The sequence below is a fragment of the Achromobacter sp. FW305-C-13 genome, from assembly GCF_058783475.1.
Genome location: NZ_JBYSYN010000003.1, coordinates 109807 through 124921, shown reverse-complemented (window position 1 = coordinate 124921; position 15115 = coordinate 109807). Strand labels below are relative to the sequence as shown.

Genomic DNA, 15115 nt, shown 5'->3' with positions numbered 1-15115 from the left:
ACGCCACGGCAACACCGATGTCCCACGCAGAACCCATCACCCGCATCCACGAAGTCGTCGCGCTGCAGGCGCAACAGCGGCCCGACGCCATCTGCCTGTACGAAGAGGGCGGCGGCACGCTGACCTACGCCCAACTGTGGCAACGCGTGCAGGCCGTCGCCGGCTGGCTGCGCGACCAGGGCGTGCAACCCGGCCACCGGGTGCTGATGGTGGGGGAAAACTGCACGGCGATGATTGCGGCACTGTTCGGATGCGGCCTCGCGGGCGCCTGGCCGGTGGGCGTGAACGCCCGCCTGTCCGCACGCGAAGTCGACAACATCCGCCAGCATGCCCAGCCCGAACTGCTGCTCTACACCACGGACGTCTCGTCCGCGGCGGCCGCACATGCCGTGGCGGCCGCCGCGCAAGACGCCAATCCCGCCGTCTGGGGGCCGGGCGTGCAGGCCGCGCGGGCCGCGACGCCCACGCAGGCGGAAGCCGGCGAGCTGGCGGCGGAAGTGGCCACCGTGATCTACACCTCCGGCACCACGGGCGCACCCAAGGGCGTGATGGTGCCGCATCGCGGCCTGCTGCACTTTGCGCGCGTATCCGCGGCGTCCCGCCGGCTGACGCCTCACGACATCGGCTATGCGGCGCTGCCCATGTCGCACATCTTCGGCATTGCCACGGTGCTGATGGCCACCGTGCATGCGGGCGCCAGCCTGGTGCTGCGCAGCCGCTTCGACGCCGAAGACGCGTTCAAGGCGCTGGCGCACCCGGGCGTCAGCATCCTGCAGGGCGTGCCCACCATGTTCAGCCGCATGATGGCCGTGGCGCCGCCGCGCGCCGACCTGCGCGCGCCCGCGCTGCGCTACCTGTACACCGGCGGCGCGGCGCTCGACCCCACGCTCAAGCGCGACGCCGAACGCTACTTCGGGGTGCCGATGCACCATGGCTACGGCATCACCGAATACGCGGGGTCGATGTTCATCACGCGCATCGACGCCCCGCGCGCAGACTGCTCGGCGGGCTATGCGGTGGAAGGCGTGGAAATGCGCATTGGCAGCCCCGACAGCGGCACCCCCGCACCCGGCGAACGCGGCGACATCCTGATCCGCGGCCCAGGCGTCATGCTGGGCTACTACCGCAGCCCGGAACAGACGGCGCAGGCGCTTCTGCCCGGCGGCTGGCTCAACACGGGCGACATCGGCTTCGTGGACGACAGCGGCGCGCTGTTCATCGCCGGCCGCTCCAAGGACCTGATCATCCGGTCCGGCTTCAACGTGTATCCCATCGAAGTCGAATCGGTGATCAACGCATTCCCCGGCGTGCGGCTATCCGCCGTGGTGGGACGCAACACGGCCGACCAGAACGAGGAAGTCATCGCCTTCGTCGAACCCCTGCCCGGCGCCACGATCGACACCAACCTGCTGATGCTGCATCTGCGCGCGCAACTGGCGCCCTACAAGCGGCCCGCACGGATCATCCTCATCGAGACCATTCCCACGACCGTCAGCGGAAAAATCCTGAAGCAGCCGCTGAAAGAAGGGCTGGCGTAGGCGCGGACCCGCTGTTCCGCTCCACGACCGGCCACTTATACACAAGGAGACAACAGCGTGAACATCAAGACCCTCTTCGCCGCGGCCACCGCCGTGGCGGCGCTTGCCACGGCGACGTCCGCCCAGGCAGACGCCTACCCCGAACGCCCCATCCGCCTGCTGGTGGGCTACGCCCCTGGCGGCCCCGTCGACACCACGGCCCGCGTCTTCGCCAAATACCTGGGCGACAAGCTGGGCCAGACCGTCGTGGTGGAAAACCGCGCCGGCGCCAGCGGCATGATCGCGTCCGACGCCACCGCCAAGGCCCCACCTGATGGCTACATGCTGGGTTTTGCCGCCAGCCCCACCCTGACCATGTCGCCGCTGGTCCAGCGCAGCACGCTGTTCGACCCACGCCGCGATTTCTCGCTGATCGGGCTGGTGGTCGACTACGCCAATGTGCTGCTGATCGGCCCGCAGATTCCGGCCAAGAACGTGGGCGAACTCGTCGGCTACGCGCGCGCGCATCCCGATGCCGTGTCGTTCGGGTCCGCCGGCATTGGCGCATCCAACCACCTGTCGGCCGAGCTGCTGAAAAAGCAGGCCGACGCATCGATGCTGCACGTTCCGTACCGCGGCAATTCACCAGCCATGATGGATGTGATCAGCGGCAAGGTGACCTTCATGTTCGACATCACCAGCACCGCCATCCCCTTCATCAAGAGCGGCAAGGCCCGCGCGCTGGCCGTCACGTCCAAGACCCGCAACCCCGAACTGCCCGACGTGCCGACGATGATCGAAGCGGGCATGAAGGACTACGAAGTGGTGGGCTGGTACGCGCTGGTCGGCCCCAAGAAGCTGCCCGAGGCCGTCTCGGCTCGCCTGACCCGCGCACTGGACGACGTATCCAAGGATCCCGCCTTCCGCCAGGCCATGACCGAAGGCGGCTACACCATCAACGCCGGCGATTCGAAGGCGTTGCAATCCCGTATCGACCGCGAGTACGCCTTGTGGTCGGACGTCATCCAAAGCGCCAACATCCAGGCGAACTGACCCCACCCGGAGCCCCAGATGCCTCCTCCGCTTGCGCTACAAGCCCAGACCCGCTTGCCGATCATCGGCGCCCCCATGTTCCTGGTCTCTGGGCCGGCGCTGGTCGTGGCGCAATGCGCGGCGGGGATCATCGGCACGTTCCCCTCGCTGAACGCCCGTCCGCAGGAACAACTGCACGAGTGGATCAGCCGCATCGAGGAAGGCCTGGCCGCCAAGCGCCAGGCCGACCCCGACGCGCGCGTCGCGCCGTATGGCGTGAACCTGATCGTCCATCCCAGCAATTCGCGCTGGCAGGGCGACCTGGCCATCTGCGCCGAACGGCGCGTGCCCCTCATCATCACGTCGCTGCATGCGCCGGAAGCCGTGGTGCAGGCCGTGCACCCTTACGGGGGGCTGGTCTACCACGACGTCACCAACGTACGCCACGCCAAGCGTGCGCTGGAGGCGGGCGTCGACGGCCTGATCCTGGTGGCCGCCGGCGCAGGCGGCCATGCGGGCCAGATCAACCCCATTGCGCTGGTCAACGAGATCCGCGCGTTCTATGACGGCCCGCTAGCGCTATCGGGCTGCATCAGCCACGGCAAGGACATCCTGGCGGCCCAGGTCCTGGGTTGCGACTTTGCCTACATGGGCACGCGCTTCATCGCCACGCAGGAGTCGCTGGCTGGCGAGGCCTATCGCGAAATGGTATTGCAGGCGCAGGCGGCCGACGTGACCTATACCCCGTACTTCTCCGGCGTGCCGGCCAACTACCTTTCCGCCAGCATCCAGGCCGCGGGACTGGATCCCCTGGCACTGGCCCGGCAAGGCGATGCGCCGCCCGCCAACCTGGACAAGAATTCCCGGCCCAAAGCCTGGAAGGACGTCTGGAGCGCGGGCCAGGGCGTGGGCGCCGCGCAAGAGATCCTGCCCATCGCCACGCTGGTGGATCAACTGGAAGCGGAATACCGCAGCGCCCGCAACGCCTTGCAGGCCGCGTGAAACGCCAAGGCGGCGGGCCTGAACCCAGGCCCGCCAGCGTCGGCCGCGAAGATCGCTGTTGCCCTATTCCAGCTTGATGTTCGCGGTCTTGATCAGGTCGCGCCACTTCACGATCTCGTCGCGGACGAATTCGCCGAACTGTTCGGGCGTGCCGGGCTTGGGCTCGGCGCCGGCCGCGATCATGCCCTTGGCGGTGGCGGGGTCCGACAGCACTTTCACCATATCGGCGTTCATGCGCTTCACGATGTCCGGCGGCGTGCCCTTGGGCGCCATCACGCCGCTCCAGGAATAGGCCTCGTAGCCCGGCAAACCGGATTCGGCGATGGTGGGCACATCCGGCAACATGCTCGATCGCGTGGGGTTGCCCACGCCAAGCGCGCGCACCTTGCCGCCCTTCAAGTGCGGCACGGCGGACGGCCCGTCCGCGAACATCACTTGCACCTGCCCGCCCAGCAGGTCCTGCATGGCCGGCGCGCTTCCGCGATACGGGATGTGCTGAATCCGCACCCCGGCCATCGCATTGAAGAGTTCGCCCGCCAGATGCGTGCCGCCGCCGGTGCCGGACGAGCTGAACGAGAGCTTGCCCGGGTTCTCTTTGGCGTAGGCTATCAGTTCGCTCACCGTGTTCACGGGCAGGGACGCGTTCACCACCAGCACGATGGGAAACACCGCCGCCATGCCGACCGGCACGAAGTCGCGGCTGATGTCGTAGCTGAGGTTGTCGCGCAGGCTGGGCAGCACCGCGTGATGGATGGACGCGAAGAAGAAGTTGTAGCCGTCGGGCTCGGCCTTGGCCGCGAACTGCGCACCGACGATCCCGCCCGCGCCCGACTTGTTGTCCACCACGGTAGGCACCGACCACAACTGTCCAAGCGGTTGCGTGGTGAAACGCGCGGTCGTGTCCACCGGACCGCCGGCGGGAAAAGGCACGATGAAGGTCACGGCGTGCCCGGGCCACGTGGCGGCGCGGGCGGTGGCCGGAAACAAGGTGGGCACGATGGTGGCCGCGCACGCGGCGCCCAGCCCCGCGACGACGCGGCGGCGTTGAGGATCAATCACTGCAGTCTCCTGAGTCTTGGTGTTATTCACGGTCAAGCTTCAAGAACTGCTGCCCGCCGCTCTTATTTATTATTTTCCGAGCGCGGGCAATCGCCGCTACACATTTTCAAAAGCCCCTCTTTCGCACGGGATGGAAAGTTCGGTAAGCGGACACAATCTGCGCCTGCGCGACGCGTGGATACGACACTTGGCCTAGGGAAAACGGGGCGGGGGCCATCCGGCCCCCGCTGCGTTTCGTTCATTGCCCGCGCGCGGCGCGCTGCACGTGTTCGATGAAGCACTCGGCGAAGCTGGGCAGGTCGCGGCCTCGCTGGCGGCACAGCAGGCGGTCGCGCAGCGCCCAGGGGTCTTCCAGTTTCAGCACATGCAGCGCGTCGGGGCGGCTGTAGCGCGCGGCGCAGGCGCGCGGCACGACCGCGATGCCCGCGCCGGCCTCCACCATGCGGCACACCGCTTCGAAACTGCCCACGTGCACGCGTTGGCAGATGCGCTTGCCCAGGCCGCTGGCGATGTCTTCCAGGAAGGTCTGGATGGCGCTGTCGGGATGGATGCCGACGAACTGATACGCGTCGACCAGGTCTGCGAAATGCGCGGACTTCGAGGCCGCCAGCGGATGCTCCAGCGACGTCACCACCGTGAGTTCATCGCGGAACAAGGGCGTGACGTCCAGCCCTTCCACATCGATGTTGCCGGCCACTAACCCCAGATCTCCGGCGCCTGCGCGGATCGCGATGACGATGTCCCCGGATATCTTCTCTTCAAGCTCCACGTCCACGTCGGGGTTTTCCGCCAGGAACGTGGACAGCGCGTCGGCCAGGAACGAATTGGTGGCCGTGGTGTTAGCCAGCAACCTCAAGCGTCCCTTTAACCCGCTGGCATAGGGTTGCAGGTCGGCGTTCAGGCATTCCAGTTGCCGGAAGACGGCGTTGGCGTGCTTGAGCAGCACCTCGCCCGCCGGCGTCAGCGCAACCCCTGTCGCCAGGCGCACCAGCAACCGCGCCTTAAAGGCCTCTTCCATGTGCTTGACCCGCGCGCTTGCCGCCGGCAAGGACAGGAAGGTGCGTTCCGCAGCCCGGGTCAGATTGAGTGTTTCCCCTACGTTCAGAAACAAACGCAGGTCAGTCAAATCATGTCTCATGTTCCACCACGCAGAAGGGGGGCATTTCTAATTTTGAATTCTTCGAATGCCGGGTCGAATCTACCATGCACCAGGGCCTGTTAACACTAGCAGGCCCCGACTCCGCGAACCCTACGGGTTGATGCGGAACTGTTTTCCACAGGCGGCGTATGCGCCGCAGTACAGGAGTCAGAGGCAATGAGCGGCATGGTTTCCGGAAAGGTAGTGGTCGTCACGGGCGCGGGTGGCGGCATCGGGCGCAGCATTGCGCTGGCGATGGCTCAGGCGGGCGCCAAGGTGGTCGTGAACGACATCGGCGTGTCGCTGACAGGCGAAGGTGGCGCGGAAGGCCCCGCGCAAGCGGTGGTGAAAGAGATCGTCTCGGCCGGCGGACAGGCTGTTGCCAACACCGACAGCGTGGCGGCCTACGACAGCGCGAGCCGCGTGGTGCAGACCGCCATCGACGCGTTCGGCCGCATCGACGCCGTGATCAATAACGCGGGTAATCTGCGCGACCGCGTTTTCCACAAGATGAGTGAAGAGGAATGGCGCCAGGTGATCGACGTGCACCTGAACGGCTCGTTCTTCATGAGCCGCGCCGCAGCCCCCTATTTCCGCGAGCAGGAATCGGGCGCCTTCGTGCACATGACGTCCACCTCCGGCCTGATCGGCAACTTCGGCCAGGCTAACTACGCGGCCGCCAAGCTCGGCATCGTGGCCCTGTCCAAATCCATCGCGCTGGACATGGCGCGCTACAACGTGCGCTCGAACTGCATCGCGCCCTTTGCCTGGAGCCGCATGACGAGTTCCATCCCGGCAGAAACAGACGAAGAGAAGGCCCGCGTCGAAAAGTTGAAGAAGATGGAAGCCGGCAAGGTCGCGCCAATGGCCGTCTACTTGGCCAGCGATGCGGCCAGCGAAATCACCGCGCAGATATTTGCCGTGCGCGCCAACGAGATCATGCTGATGAGCCAGCCGCGGCCCTTGCGCACCGTGCACAACAGCGAAGGCTGGACGCCGGAACGCATTGCTGAAATTGCCGTGCCCGCCATGCGCAAGCACTTCTACACGTTGGAGCGTTCGCCCGACGTGATCGACTGGGATCCCATCTGAGACCGCCATGCCCCTGGATTACGCGACCGTAAAGAACTGGCGTTTTGACGAGGTGCGTCAGCGCTACGAGCAGAAAGACACCATGCTGTATGCGCTGGGGATCGGCCTGGGCCAGGACCCCGAAGACGCCGGCCAGCTGCGCTACGTGTACGAAAAGGACTTGCAGGCCTTCCCCACGATGAGCGTGGTGCTGGGCTACCCGGGCTTCTGGGTGCAAGACCCGCGCGCCGGCATCGACTGGGTGAAGGTGGTGCACGGCGAGCAGCGCCTGACCGTGCACGCGCCATTGCCGACATCGGGCGTCGTCATCGGAAAAAGCCGCAACACGCATGTGATCGACAAGGGCGCGGACAAGGGCGCCATCGTCATCACCGAGCGCACCTTGCACGACGAAAGCGGCGCCTGCCTGGCCACCTTGCGGCAAAGCACGTTCTGCCGCGGCGACGGCGGCTTCGGCCAGGGCGACGACAGCCCCGAAGCCCTGCCCGCCGTGCCCGGCGGCAAACCGGACCTGCAGTGCGAACTGCGCGTTCCGCCCAGCGCCGCGCTGCTGTACCGTTTGAACGCCGACCGCAATCCGCTGCATGCCGACCCCGACGTCGCGCATCAGGCGGGTTATCCACGGCCGATCCTGCACGGCCTGTGCTCGTATGGCGTGGCGGCGCACGCCATCGTCAAAAGCTGCTGCGATTACGACGCGTCGCGGCTGACCAGCCTGAACGCGCGGTTCTCGGCGCCCGTATATCCCGGCGAGACCCTGCAATGCGACATCTGGCGCATGCCTGACGGACAGATCCGCTTTCAGGTGCGGTCGCGCGAACGCGATCTTGTGGTCATGAGCCACGGCACCGCGACGGTGCAATCATGACGCGCCCGCCCGCGCTTGACGGCATCCGCGTGCTGGACTTGTCGCGCATCCTGGCCGGCCCCTGGTGCACGCAGAACCTGGCCGATCTGGGCGCCGACGTCATCAAGATCGAACGCCCCCATGTCGGCGACGACACGCGCGCCTGGGGTCCGCCGTATCTGAAGGACGGCGACGGCCGGGACACCAGCGAATCCGCCTACTACCTGAGCGCCAACCGCAACAAGCGTTCGGTCGAAGCCGACATGGCCACGCCCGAAGGCGCAGCGCTGATCCGCGAACTGGCCGCGGCAAGCGACATCCTGGTCGAGAACTTCAAGGTGGGCGGCCTGGCCAAGTACGGCCTGGACTACGACAGCCTGAAGGCCATCAATCCGCGCCTGATCTACTGCTCGGTCACGGGCTTCGGCCAGGACGGCCCGTTTGCCCAACGCCCCGGCTACGACTTCATGATCCAGGGCATGGGCGGGCTGATGAGCATCACTGGTGAACGCGATGACCTGCCCGGCGGCGGCCCTCAGAAGGCGGGCGTGGCGGTGACGGACATCGTCACCGGCATGTACGCCACGGTCGCGATCCTGGCGGCCTTGCAGGAGCGCCATCGCAGCGGCCTGGGGCAGCATCTGGACATCGCCCTGCTGGACAGCCATGTGGCGCTGCTGGCCAATCAGAACTCCAACTACTTCAACTCCGGTGTCGCGCCCACGCGCGCCGGCAACGCGCATCAGAACGTGGTGCCCTATCAGGTGTTCGCCGCCAGCGACGGCCACCTGATCGTGGCCACCGGCAATGAATCGCAGTACCGCGCGTATTGCCGCGCGATCGGCGCGCCGGAACTGGGCGACGACCCGCGCTTTGCCACCAACCGGCTGCGCGTCACCAACCGCGAAACGCTGATCGGCATCCTGACGGCGATCATGCTGGAAGGCCGCCGCGACGACTGGATCGCCAAGCTGGAAGCGGTGGGGGTGCCGTGCGGCCCGATCAACAACATCGCGCAGGCGTTCGCGCATCCGCAGGCGCAGGCCCGGCAGTTGCGGCGAGACCTGCCGCATCCGGCCGGCGGCACGGCGCCCGTCACCGCCAGCCCGCTGCGGTTTTCGGCGTCGCCCGTCGTGTATCGGCGCGCGCCGCCCATGCTGGGCGAGCACACCGAGGAAGTGCTGCGCGACGTGCTGGGCAAGTCGGCCGACGCCATCGCGGCGTTCAAGGCGGCGACCGCAAAGACGGCCTAGGACGGCGGGCGCGCTACGGATGCCATTGCGTGCGCGTGGGCGCCTGGCGCTGCGCGCCGCCGCTCAGCACATACGACAGGTGGCTGGCTTTCTGCTTGATCAGCTTGGCGAATTTCTGCAGCTTCGCCCCCGGCAAGCGCCCGCCGGGCCCGGACACGCTCAGCGCGCCCAGCAAGCGCCAGTTGGCGCCGAACACGGGCGCCGACACGCTGGCGATTTCCGCTTCGCGCTCGCCGATCGAAATATAGAACCCGTCGCGGCGGATAGTTTCGTAAGGCTCGCCCGGTTCGCCTGAGAAGGCCAGCAGCACGCGCCCCGGCGAGCCCTTTTCCAGCGGCAGCACTTCACCCATGCGGATGTGGTGTCGGATCGCCTTCGGCCCTTCTACCCGGACAAGGCACGTTCGTATGTCGCCCTCGCGCACGAAGAACGACGCGCTTTCGCCCGTCTCGCGTGTCAGTTCGCGCAGCGTCGGTTCGATCTCGTTGTTGAGGTCGAACGACGCCTGGTAGCGCGCGCCCAGCCAGCCTGCGGCCGGGCCCAAACGCCAGGCCCCGTCTTCTTCGCGCTGCACCAGATACCGCGCTTCGGCCAGCGTGCGCGCAATGCGCAGCGTAGTCGTCTTGTGCATGCCTGCGCGGCGGCTCAATTCGGCCAGCGACACGAACGCGTCGTCCACCTGAAACGCTTCCAGCAGGCGCAGCGCGCGCGCCACCGCAATGACGCCGCCCGATTCACGCGCATCCGGCGCCGGGGATGGGGCCGGTTCTACAGGCACTTCAGGCGTTTTCTTCATGTCCCTTTCCGTTTCACGGTACGCACCGCGTTTTACCAGACGAAACGCCATTGTATAGAGCGGAACGCATTCCTATAGTGGATCCCGCCCACAGGTCCGCACACGACGGGCCGGCGCAACCAAGCATTCCGATAAGACTGGAGACAACCATGAAACTGCTTTCCCAAGCGGCTGCGCTGATCGGCGGCCTCGTGATCGGCGCCAGCGCGCTCGCGCAATCCTTCCCCGACCGCCCTATCCGACTGATCGTTCCGTTCCCGCCCGGCGGCGGCACCGACATCATCGCCCGCGAGCTGGGCGTGGCGCTGAACAGGACCTCGGGCTGGAATCTGGTGGCCGAGAACCGCCCCGGCGCCGGCGGCAACCTGGGCGTGGAAACCGCCGTGAAGTCCGCACCGGACGGCTACACGCTGGTGCTGGGTCAGACCAGCAACCTGGCCATCAATCCGTCGCTCTACAGCAAGCTGTCCTACAACCCCGCCCGCGACCTGGCCCCCGTCGCCTTGGTGGCCACGGCCCCGCTGGTGCTGGTGGTGGCGTCCAACTCCCGCTACCAGACTCTGGCCGACGTGGTCACGCAGGCCAAGGCCCGTCCGGGTGAACTGAACTTCGCGTCGCCGGGCAACGGCACCGTCGCGCACCTGACCGCCGAAATGCTGCAGCAGTCCGCTGGCATCAAGCTGCAGCACATCCCCTACAAGGGCGCCAATCAGGCGCTGAACGACTTGTTCGGCGGCCAGGTGCAGCTGTTCATGTCGTCCATCCCCACGGCCCTGGGCCAGATCCGCACAGGCAAGCTCCGCGCACTGGCCGTCACCTCCGCCAAGCGCGTGGCCGAACTGCCCGATGTGCCGACCGTCAGCGAAGCGGGCTACGCCGGCTTCGACGCCAACACCTGGTTTGGCTTGATGGTGCCGGCAGGCACGCCGCCCGACGTGATCCAGACCCTGAACGCGGCCGCCAACAAGGCGATGGCCAGCGCCGAATACCAGGAAAAGATCCGCGCCGAAGGCGGCGAAGTGCTGGGCGGCACGCCCGAAGCGTTCAGCGAACGCCTGCGCAAGGACCACGCGCTGTGGGCAGGCATCGTGAAGCAATCCGGCGCCCGCATCGACTGATCCCGTACCCCGATTCCCCCGACGACAAGACTGCCATCATGAGCGAAAAACCCCTCCCTGCCATCCGCCGCGACATCCAGCGCGTAAGCCCCGATCTGGTCCGCGCGGCCAGCCAATTCCAGGCCGCGATCCTGGCCGACGTGGGCGGCCGCCGCGGCGCGCTGGGCGGCCGGATCGCGCCGCTATCGCCCCGGATGAAAGTCGCCGGCCCAGCCTTCACCGTTGAACTGCGTCCCGGCGACAACCTGATGTTCCATGCCGCGCTGGCCTTGGCGCAACCCGGCGACGTCATCGTCGTCGAAGGCAAAGGCGACCGTTCGGCCGCGCTGTGCGGCACCATCATGACGACACAGGCGCAGGCCAGCGGGCTGGCCGGCTTCGTGGTCGACGCCGCCGTGCGCGATTCCGACGAGATCATCGAAAGCGGCTTTCCCGTCTTCTCGGTCGGCACCAACCCCAACGGGCCGACCAAGGGATTGCCCGGCCGCGTGAATTGGCCCGTGTCGCTGGCGGGTGTCACCGTCAATCCGGGCGACCTGATCGTCGGCGATGCTGACGGCGTGGTGGTCGTGCCGCGCGAGAACGTCGCCGAGATCCTGGTGCTGGCCCAGCAGAAAGTGGACGCCGAAGCCCGCCGCATCGCGGAGATCAAGGCCGGCAAACTCGGTGCGCCGTGGCTGGCCAACGCGCTGCGCGCGGCCGGCGTTTTGCCCGCAGGGGAAGCGCTATGACTGCGGGCGCCCAATCCGTCGTGCTGGTGACCGGCGCTGATCTGGCGGACGAGGCCGTGCGCGAGCTCCGGGGCTATCGCCTGGTCTACGCCGGCGCGCGCCCGACCGAAGACGACCTGCTGACACTGGTGCGCCAGCACGACCCCGTCGCGATGATCGTCCGTTACGGCAAAGTCAGCGCGTCGCTGATCGAGGCCGCCCGCTCGCTGCGGGTGATCGCGAAGCACGGCAGCGGCATCGACACCATCGACAGCGCGGCGGCAAGCGCACGCGGCATCGCGGTGAAAGCCGCGGCCGGCGCCAATGCCGCGGCGGTCGCCGAACACGCCATCGCCCTGCTGCTGGCCTGCGCCAAGTCCGTCGTGCCGCTGGACGCCCGCATGCACGCCGGCCATTGGGACAAGGCCACGCACAAGAGCATCGAATTGGCCGGACGTTGCATCGGACTGGTGGGCCTGGGCGCCATCGGCCTGCGGGTGGCCACCGTCGCGCGCGCCCTGGACATGCGGGTGATCGGGCATGACCCATACGCCAAAAGCGTTCCGGCCTGGATAGAGACGGTCGACCTTGCCCGGCTGTGGGCCGAGTCGGACGCGATCTCATTGCACTGCCCGCTGACGGACAACAACCGCGAACTGGTCAACGCCGCCACGCTGGCCCAGTGCCGTGACGGCGTCTTGCTGGTCAACACCGCGCGCGGCGGCCTGGTCAACGAGGCCGACCTGCTGGCCGCGGTACGCAGCGGCAAAGTGGCCTATGCCGGGCTCGACAGTTTCCAGCAGGAACCGCCGCCGGCCTCGCACTGCTTCCAGGGCCAGCAACGGCTGATCCTGAGCCCGCATGTGGGTGGCGTGACGCATGACGCGTACGTGAAGATGGGCGTCGGCGCGGCGCGCAATGTGTTGCAGGTGTTGCAGGCCGGCTAGCCCAAAAAAAACGGCCGCTGATTCAGCGGCCGTTTTCATGTCACGCGTTGCTTACGCCACCGCGACCGGGATCTTGCCGATCTTGGCCTGCCATTCCTTCGGGCCGGTCGTGTGGACCGAGGTGCCCTGGGCGTCCACCGCCACGGTCACCGGCATGTCCTTCACGTCGAACTCGTAGATGGCTTCCATGCCCAGGTCAGCAAAGCCCAGCACCTTGGCGCCGCGGATGGCCTTGGACACCAGGTAGGCAGCGCCGCCGACGGCCATCAGGTAGGCCGAGCCGTGCTTCTTGATCGCCTCGATGGCGACCGGGCCGCGTTCGGACTTGCCGATCATGGAGATCAGGCCGGTCTTCTCCAGCATCATGTCGGTGAACTTGTCCATGCGTGTGGCGGTCGTGGGGCCGGCGGGGCCGACCACTTCGTCGCCCACCGGATCCACCGGGCCCACGTAATAGATCACGCGGTTGGTGAAGTCCACGGGCAGCGGTTCGCCGCGGGCCAGCATGTCCTGGATGCGCTTGTGCGCGGCATCGCGGCCGGTCAACATCTTGCCCGACAGCAGCAGTGTCTGGCCCGGCTTCCAGCTGGCGACTTCTTCCTTCGTCAGCGTGTTCAGGTCGACTTGCTTTGACTTGTTGTAGTCGGGGGCCCAGTGCACTTCCGGCCATTCCGACAGCGACGGCGGATCCAGGCGCGCAGGACCCGAGCCGTCCAGTTCGAAGTGCGCGTGGCGCGTGGCGGCGCAGTTCGGGATCATCGCGACGGGCTTGGAAGCCGCGTGCGTCGGGAAGGTGCTGATCTTCACGTCCAGCACGGTCGTCAGGCCGCCCAGGCCCTGTGCGCCAATACCCAGCGCGTTGACCTTTTCGTACAGTTCGATGCGCAGCTCTTCCAGCTTGTTCTGCGGGCCGCGGGCCAGCAGTTCGTACATGTCGATGTCTTCCATCAACGACTGCTTGGCCATCAGCATGGCTTTTTCGGCGGTACCGCCGACGCCGATGCCCAGCATGCCCGGGGGGCACCAGCCGGCGCCCATCGTCGGAACGGTCTTCAGCACCCAATCCACCAGCGAATCGCTGGGATTCAACATGGCGAACTTGGTCTTGTTTTCAGAACCGCCACCCTTCGAAGCGATTTGCACGTCGACCTTGTCGCCCTGGACAAGTTCGACGTGCAGGATACAGGGCGTGTTGTCGCGCGTGTTCTTGCGCGCGAACAGCGGATCGTCCAGCACCGAGGCGCGCAGCGGATTGTCCGGGTTCAGGTAGCCGCGGCGCACGCCTTCGTCACAGAGATCCTGCAGGGTGCGCTTGGTGTCAAAGCGCACGCTCATGCCGATCTTCAGGAAGACGTTGACGATGCCGGTGTCCTGGCACAGCGGGCGCTTGCCTTCGGCGCACATGCGCGAATTGGTGAGAATCTGCGCCATCGCGTCACGCGCGGCGGGGCTTTCCTCGCGCTCGTAGGCGCGCGCCAAGTGGCGGATGTAGTCGACGGGGTGGTAATAGCTGATGAACTGGATGCCATCGGCTATCGACTGGATCAAGTCTTCTTCTTTAATGATGACGGACATGGCGATTTACGAGCTTGAAAAAACATGAAAACGCGACCGGCCTAATTGGCCAGCCGCAGTGGAGAAAAGATATCTTTTGCCGCCGGGCCGCCCCAAGGCAAAAGACGCCCCCTCGGGGGGCAGCAAGCGAGCGCAGCGAGTGCGGCGTGGGGGCTCACTTACTTTGCCAGACGGGCTTGCGCTTCTCGGCGAAAGCGGTGGCGCCTTCCTTGGCGTCGGCGGACGAGAAAATGTGCGCGATCAGCGGACGCTGGCGGTCGAACATGCCTTCCTGCTCCCAGTCGCCGGACTGCGACACGACGCTCTTGGCGGTCTGCACAGCCAACGGGCCGTTCTCGACGATGGCGCGCGCCAGTTCCAGCGCGCCGGCCAGCGCGCCGCCCGGTTCCGTCAGACGGTTGACCAGGCCGAACGAGTAGGCGCGCTCGGCGCTCAGCATTTCGCCCGTCAGGATCACTTCCATGGCGATATGGTACGGCAGGCGGCGCGGCAGGCGCAGCATGCCGCCGGCGCCGGCCACCAGGCCGCGCTTGACCTCCGGCAGGCCGAACTTGGCGTTGCTGGCGGCCACGATCAGGTCGGAGGCCAGGGCCATTTCACAACCGCCGGCCAGCGCATAGCCTTCGACGGCCGCGATCAGCGGTTTCTTGGGCGGCTTTTCGTTCAAGCCGGCAAAACCACGGCCTTCCACGTAGGGGCGCTGGCCCGATTTGGCAAATGCCTTCAAGTCCATACCCGACGAGAACGTGCCGCCACCACCCGTCAGGATGCCGATGCGGATGTCGTCGCGGCTGTCCAGCTGGTCCAGCGCGGCGGCCATGGCTTGGGCGGTTTCCAGGTTGATGGCGTTCTTGGCTTCCGGGCGGTTGATCGTGATGATCTGGATGCCGTCGGTAACTTCCACCGTGATCAGGTCTGACATGGGACTGCTCCTTCCAGGAATTCTCGGAATCCCGGGGTGTCGTCGGGTTCCGGGTTTTATATAAGACTTGAGGCTCAACCTGGAATCATACGATCATTGGTTTGCGG

The 15115-nt window shown here is 66.6% G+C and carries 14 protein-coding genes; 9 read left to right on the top strand and 5 right to left on the bottom strand.

The features are described 5' to 3' along the window. Window positions 1-17: 17 nt before the first annotated feature. The 3 genes from AC3WMU_RS19520 to AC3WMU_RS19510 are packed head-to-tail and all read left to right on the top strand — an operon-like array spanning window position 18 to window position 3551. The gene (locus AC3WMU_RS19520) at window positions 18-1538 is read left to right on the top strand and encodes a class I adenylate-forming enzyme family protein (protein WP_492282847.1); all 1521 of its coding nucleotides are present in this window, start codon (window positions 18-20) and stop codon (window positions 1536-1538) included. 57 nt (window positions 1539-1595) lie between these two features. Next, window positions 1596-2570, top strand: a complete 975-nt coding sequence (locus AC3WMU_RS19515) for a Bug family tripartite tricarboxylate transporter substrate binding protein (protein ID WP_424626326.1) — start codon at window positions 1596-1598, stop codon at window positions 2568-2570. Window positions 2571-2588: 18 nt separating this feature from the next. Beyond that, window positions 2589-3551 carry an NAD(P)H-dependent flavin oxidoreductase gene (locus AC3WMU_RS19510; RefSeq protein ID WP_492282846.1) on the top strand — a complete coding sequence of 321 codons (963 nt, stop codon included), beginning with the start codon at window positions 2589-2591 and terminating at the stop codon, window positions 3549-3551. 63 nt (window positions 3552-3614) lie between these two features. Here the strand turns inward: AC3WMU_RS19510 and AC3WMU_RS19505 are convergent, their stop codons facing one another. After that, on the bottom strand, window positions 3615-4610 hold the full coding sequence (locus AC3WMU_RS19505; RefSeq protein ID WP_280028974.1) for a Bug family tripartite tricarboxylate transporter substrate binding protein: 996 nt from the start codon (window positions 4608-4610) through the stop codon (window positions 3615-3617). A 238-nt stretch (window positions 4611-4848) separates the two neighbouring features. Next, window positions 4849-5748: a LysR family transcriptional regulator gene (locus AC3WMU_RS19500; RefSeq protein ID WP_006226345.1), complete on the bottom strand. Its 900-nt coding sequence runs from the start codon at window positions 5746-5748 to the stop codon at window positions 4849-4851. Window positions 5749-5925: 177 nt separating this feature from the next. Here AC3WMU_RS19500 and AC3WMU_RS19495 point away from each other — a divergent pair, with 177 nt between their 5' ends. Genes AC3WMU_RS19495 through AC3WMU_RS19485 form a run of 3 tightly spaced genes read left to right on the top strand, consistent with a single transcriptional unit; the run spans window position 5926 to window position 8940 of the window. Next, window positions 5926-6840, top strand: a complete 915-nt coding sequence (locus AC3WMU_RS19495; protein ID WP_492282845.1) for an SDR family NAD(P)-dependent oxidoreductase — start codon at window positions 5926-5928, stop codon at window positions 6838-6840. 7 nt (window positions 6841-6847) lie between these two features. Next, window positions 6848-7708 (top strand): MaoC/PaaZ C-terminal domain-containing protein, encoded by an 861-nt coding sequence (locus tag AC3WMU_RS19490; protein ID WP_280028978.1) that lies wholly within the window; start codon window positions 6848-6850, stop codon window positions 7706-7708. After that, window positions 7705-8940, top strand: coding sequence for a CaiB/BaiF CoA transferase family protein (locus AC3WMU_RS19485; protein ID WP_427956934.1), 1236 nt, complete (start codon window positions 7705-7707; stop codon window positions 8938-8940). The genes AC3WMU_RS19490 and AC3WMU_RS19485 overlap by 4 nt, the downstream gene beginning before the upstream one ends. 13 nt (window positions 8941-8953) lie before the next feature. On the opposite strand, the gene AC3WMU_RS19480 is transcribed toward AC3WMU_RS19485, so the two are convergent. Beyond that, entirely contained in the window at window positions 8954-9736 is a 783-nt protein-coding gene (locus AC3WMU_RS19480; protein WP_492282844.1) for an IclR family transcriptional regulator, read from the bottom strand. Window positions 9737-9885: 149 nt separating this feature from the next. Between AC3WMU_RS19480 and AC3WMU_RS19475 the strand changes: the two genes are divergently transcribed. From AC3WMU_RS19475 to AC3WMU_RS19465, 3 genes are read left to right on the top strand one after another with little or no spacing between them, the layout of a single operon-like run. Continuing rightward, window positions 9886-10854 carry a Bug family tripartite tricarboxylate transporter substrate binding protein gene (locus tag AC3WMU_RS19475; RefSeq protein ID WP_492282843.1) on the top strand — a complete coding sequence of 323 codons (969 nt, stop codon included), beginning with the start codon at window positions 9886-9888 and terminating at the stop codon, window positions 10852-10854. A 38-nt stretch (window positions 10855-10892) separates the two neighbouring features. Then, window positions 10893-11585 (top strand): RraA family protein, encoded by a 693-nt coding sequence (locus AC3WMU_RS19470; RefSeq protein WP_492282842.1) that lies wholly within the window; start codon window positions 10893-10895, stop codon window positions 11583-11585. Further along, entirely contained in the window at window positions 11582-12511 is a 930-nt protein-coding gene (locus AC3WMU_RS19465; RefSeq protein WP_492282841.1) for an NAD(P)-dependent oxidoreductase, read from the top strand. Before AC3WMU_RS19470 ends, AC3WMU_RS19465 begins: the two co-directional genes overlap by 4 nt. Before the next feature lie 51 nt (window positions 12512-12562). Here AC3WMU_RS19465 and AC3WMU_RS19460 read toward each other — a convergent pair whose 3' ends face one another. Further along, window positions 12563-14086 (bottom strand): fumarate hydratase, encoded by a 1524-nt coding sequence (locus AC3WMU_RS19460; RefSeq protein WP_454676180.1) that lies wholly within the window; start codon window positions 14084-14086, stop codon window positions 12563-12565. Window positions 14087-14240: 154 nt separating this feature from the next. Beyond that, on the bottom strand, window positions 14241-15008 hold the full coding sequence (locus tag AC3WMU_RS19455) for a crotonase/enoyl-CoA hydratase family protein (protein ID WP_006226340.1): 768 nt from the start codon (window positions 15006-15008) through the stop codon (window positions 14241-14243). Window positions 15009-15115: the final 107 nt, after the last annotated feature.

Bases quoted from the DNA above. Each gene is read 5' to 3' on its own strand.
- AC3WMU_RS19520 (WP_492282847.1), top strand. From the start codon at position 18: ATGTCCCACGCAGAACCCATCACCCGCATCCACGAAGTCGTCGCGCTG.
- AC3WMU_RS19510 (WP_492282846.1), top strand. From the start codon at position 2,589: ATGCCTCCTCCGCTTGCGCTACAAGCCCAGACCCGCTTGCCGATCATC.
- AC3WMU_RS19500 (WP_006226345.1), bottom strand. From the start codon at position 5,748: ATGAGACATGATTTGACTGACCTGCGTTTGTTTCTGAACGTAGGGGAA.
- AC3WMU_RS19495 (WP_492282845.1), top strand. From the start codon at position 5,926: ATGAGCGGCATGGTTTCCGGAAAGGTAGTGGTCGTCACGGGCGCGGGT.
- AC3WMU_RS19490 (WP_280028978.1), top strand. From the start codon at position 6,848: ATGCCCCTGGATTACGCGACCGTAAAGAACTGGCGTTTTGACGAGGTG.
- AC3WMU_RS19485 (WP_427956934.1), top strand. From the start codon at position 7,705: ATGACGCGCCCGCCCGCGCTTGACGGCATCCGCGTGCTGGACTTGTCG.
- AC3WMU_RS19480 (WP_492282844.1), bottom strand. From the start codon at position 9,736: ATGAAGAAAACGCCTGAAGTGCCTGTAGAACCGGCCCCATCCCCGGCG.
- AC3WMU_RS19475 (WP_492282843.1), top strand. From the start codon at position 9,886: ATGAAACTGCTTTCCCAAGCGGCTGCGCTGATCGGCGGCCTCGTGATC.
- AC3WMU_RS19470 (WP_492282842.1), top strand. From the start codon at position 10,893: ATGAGCGAAAAACCCCTCCCTGCCATCCGCCGCGACATCCAGCGCGTA.
- AC3WMU_RS19465 (WP_492282841.1), top strand. From the start codon at position 11,582: ATGACTGCGGGCGCCCAATCCGTCGTGCTGGTGACCGGCGCTGATCTG.
- AC3WMU_RS19460 (WP_454676180.1), bottom strand. From the start codon at position 14,086: ATGTCCGTCATCATTAAAGAAGAAGACTTGATCCAGTCGATAGCCGAT.
- AC3WMU_RS19455 (WP_006226340.1), bottom strand. From the start codon at position 15,008: ATGTCAGACCTGATCACGGTGGAAGTTACCGACGGCATCCAGATCATC.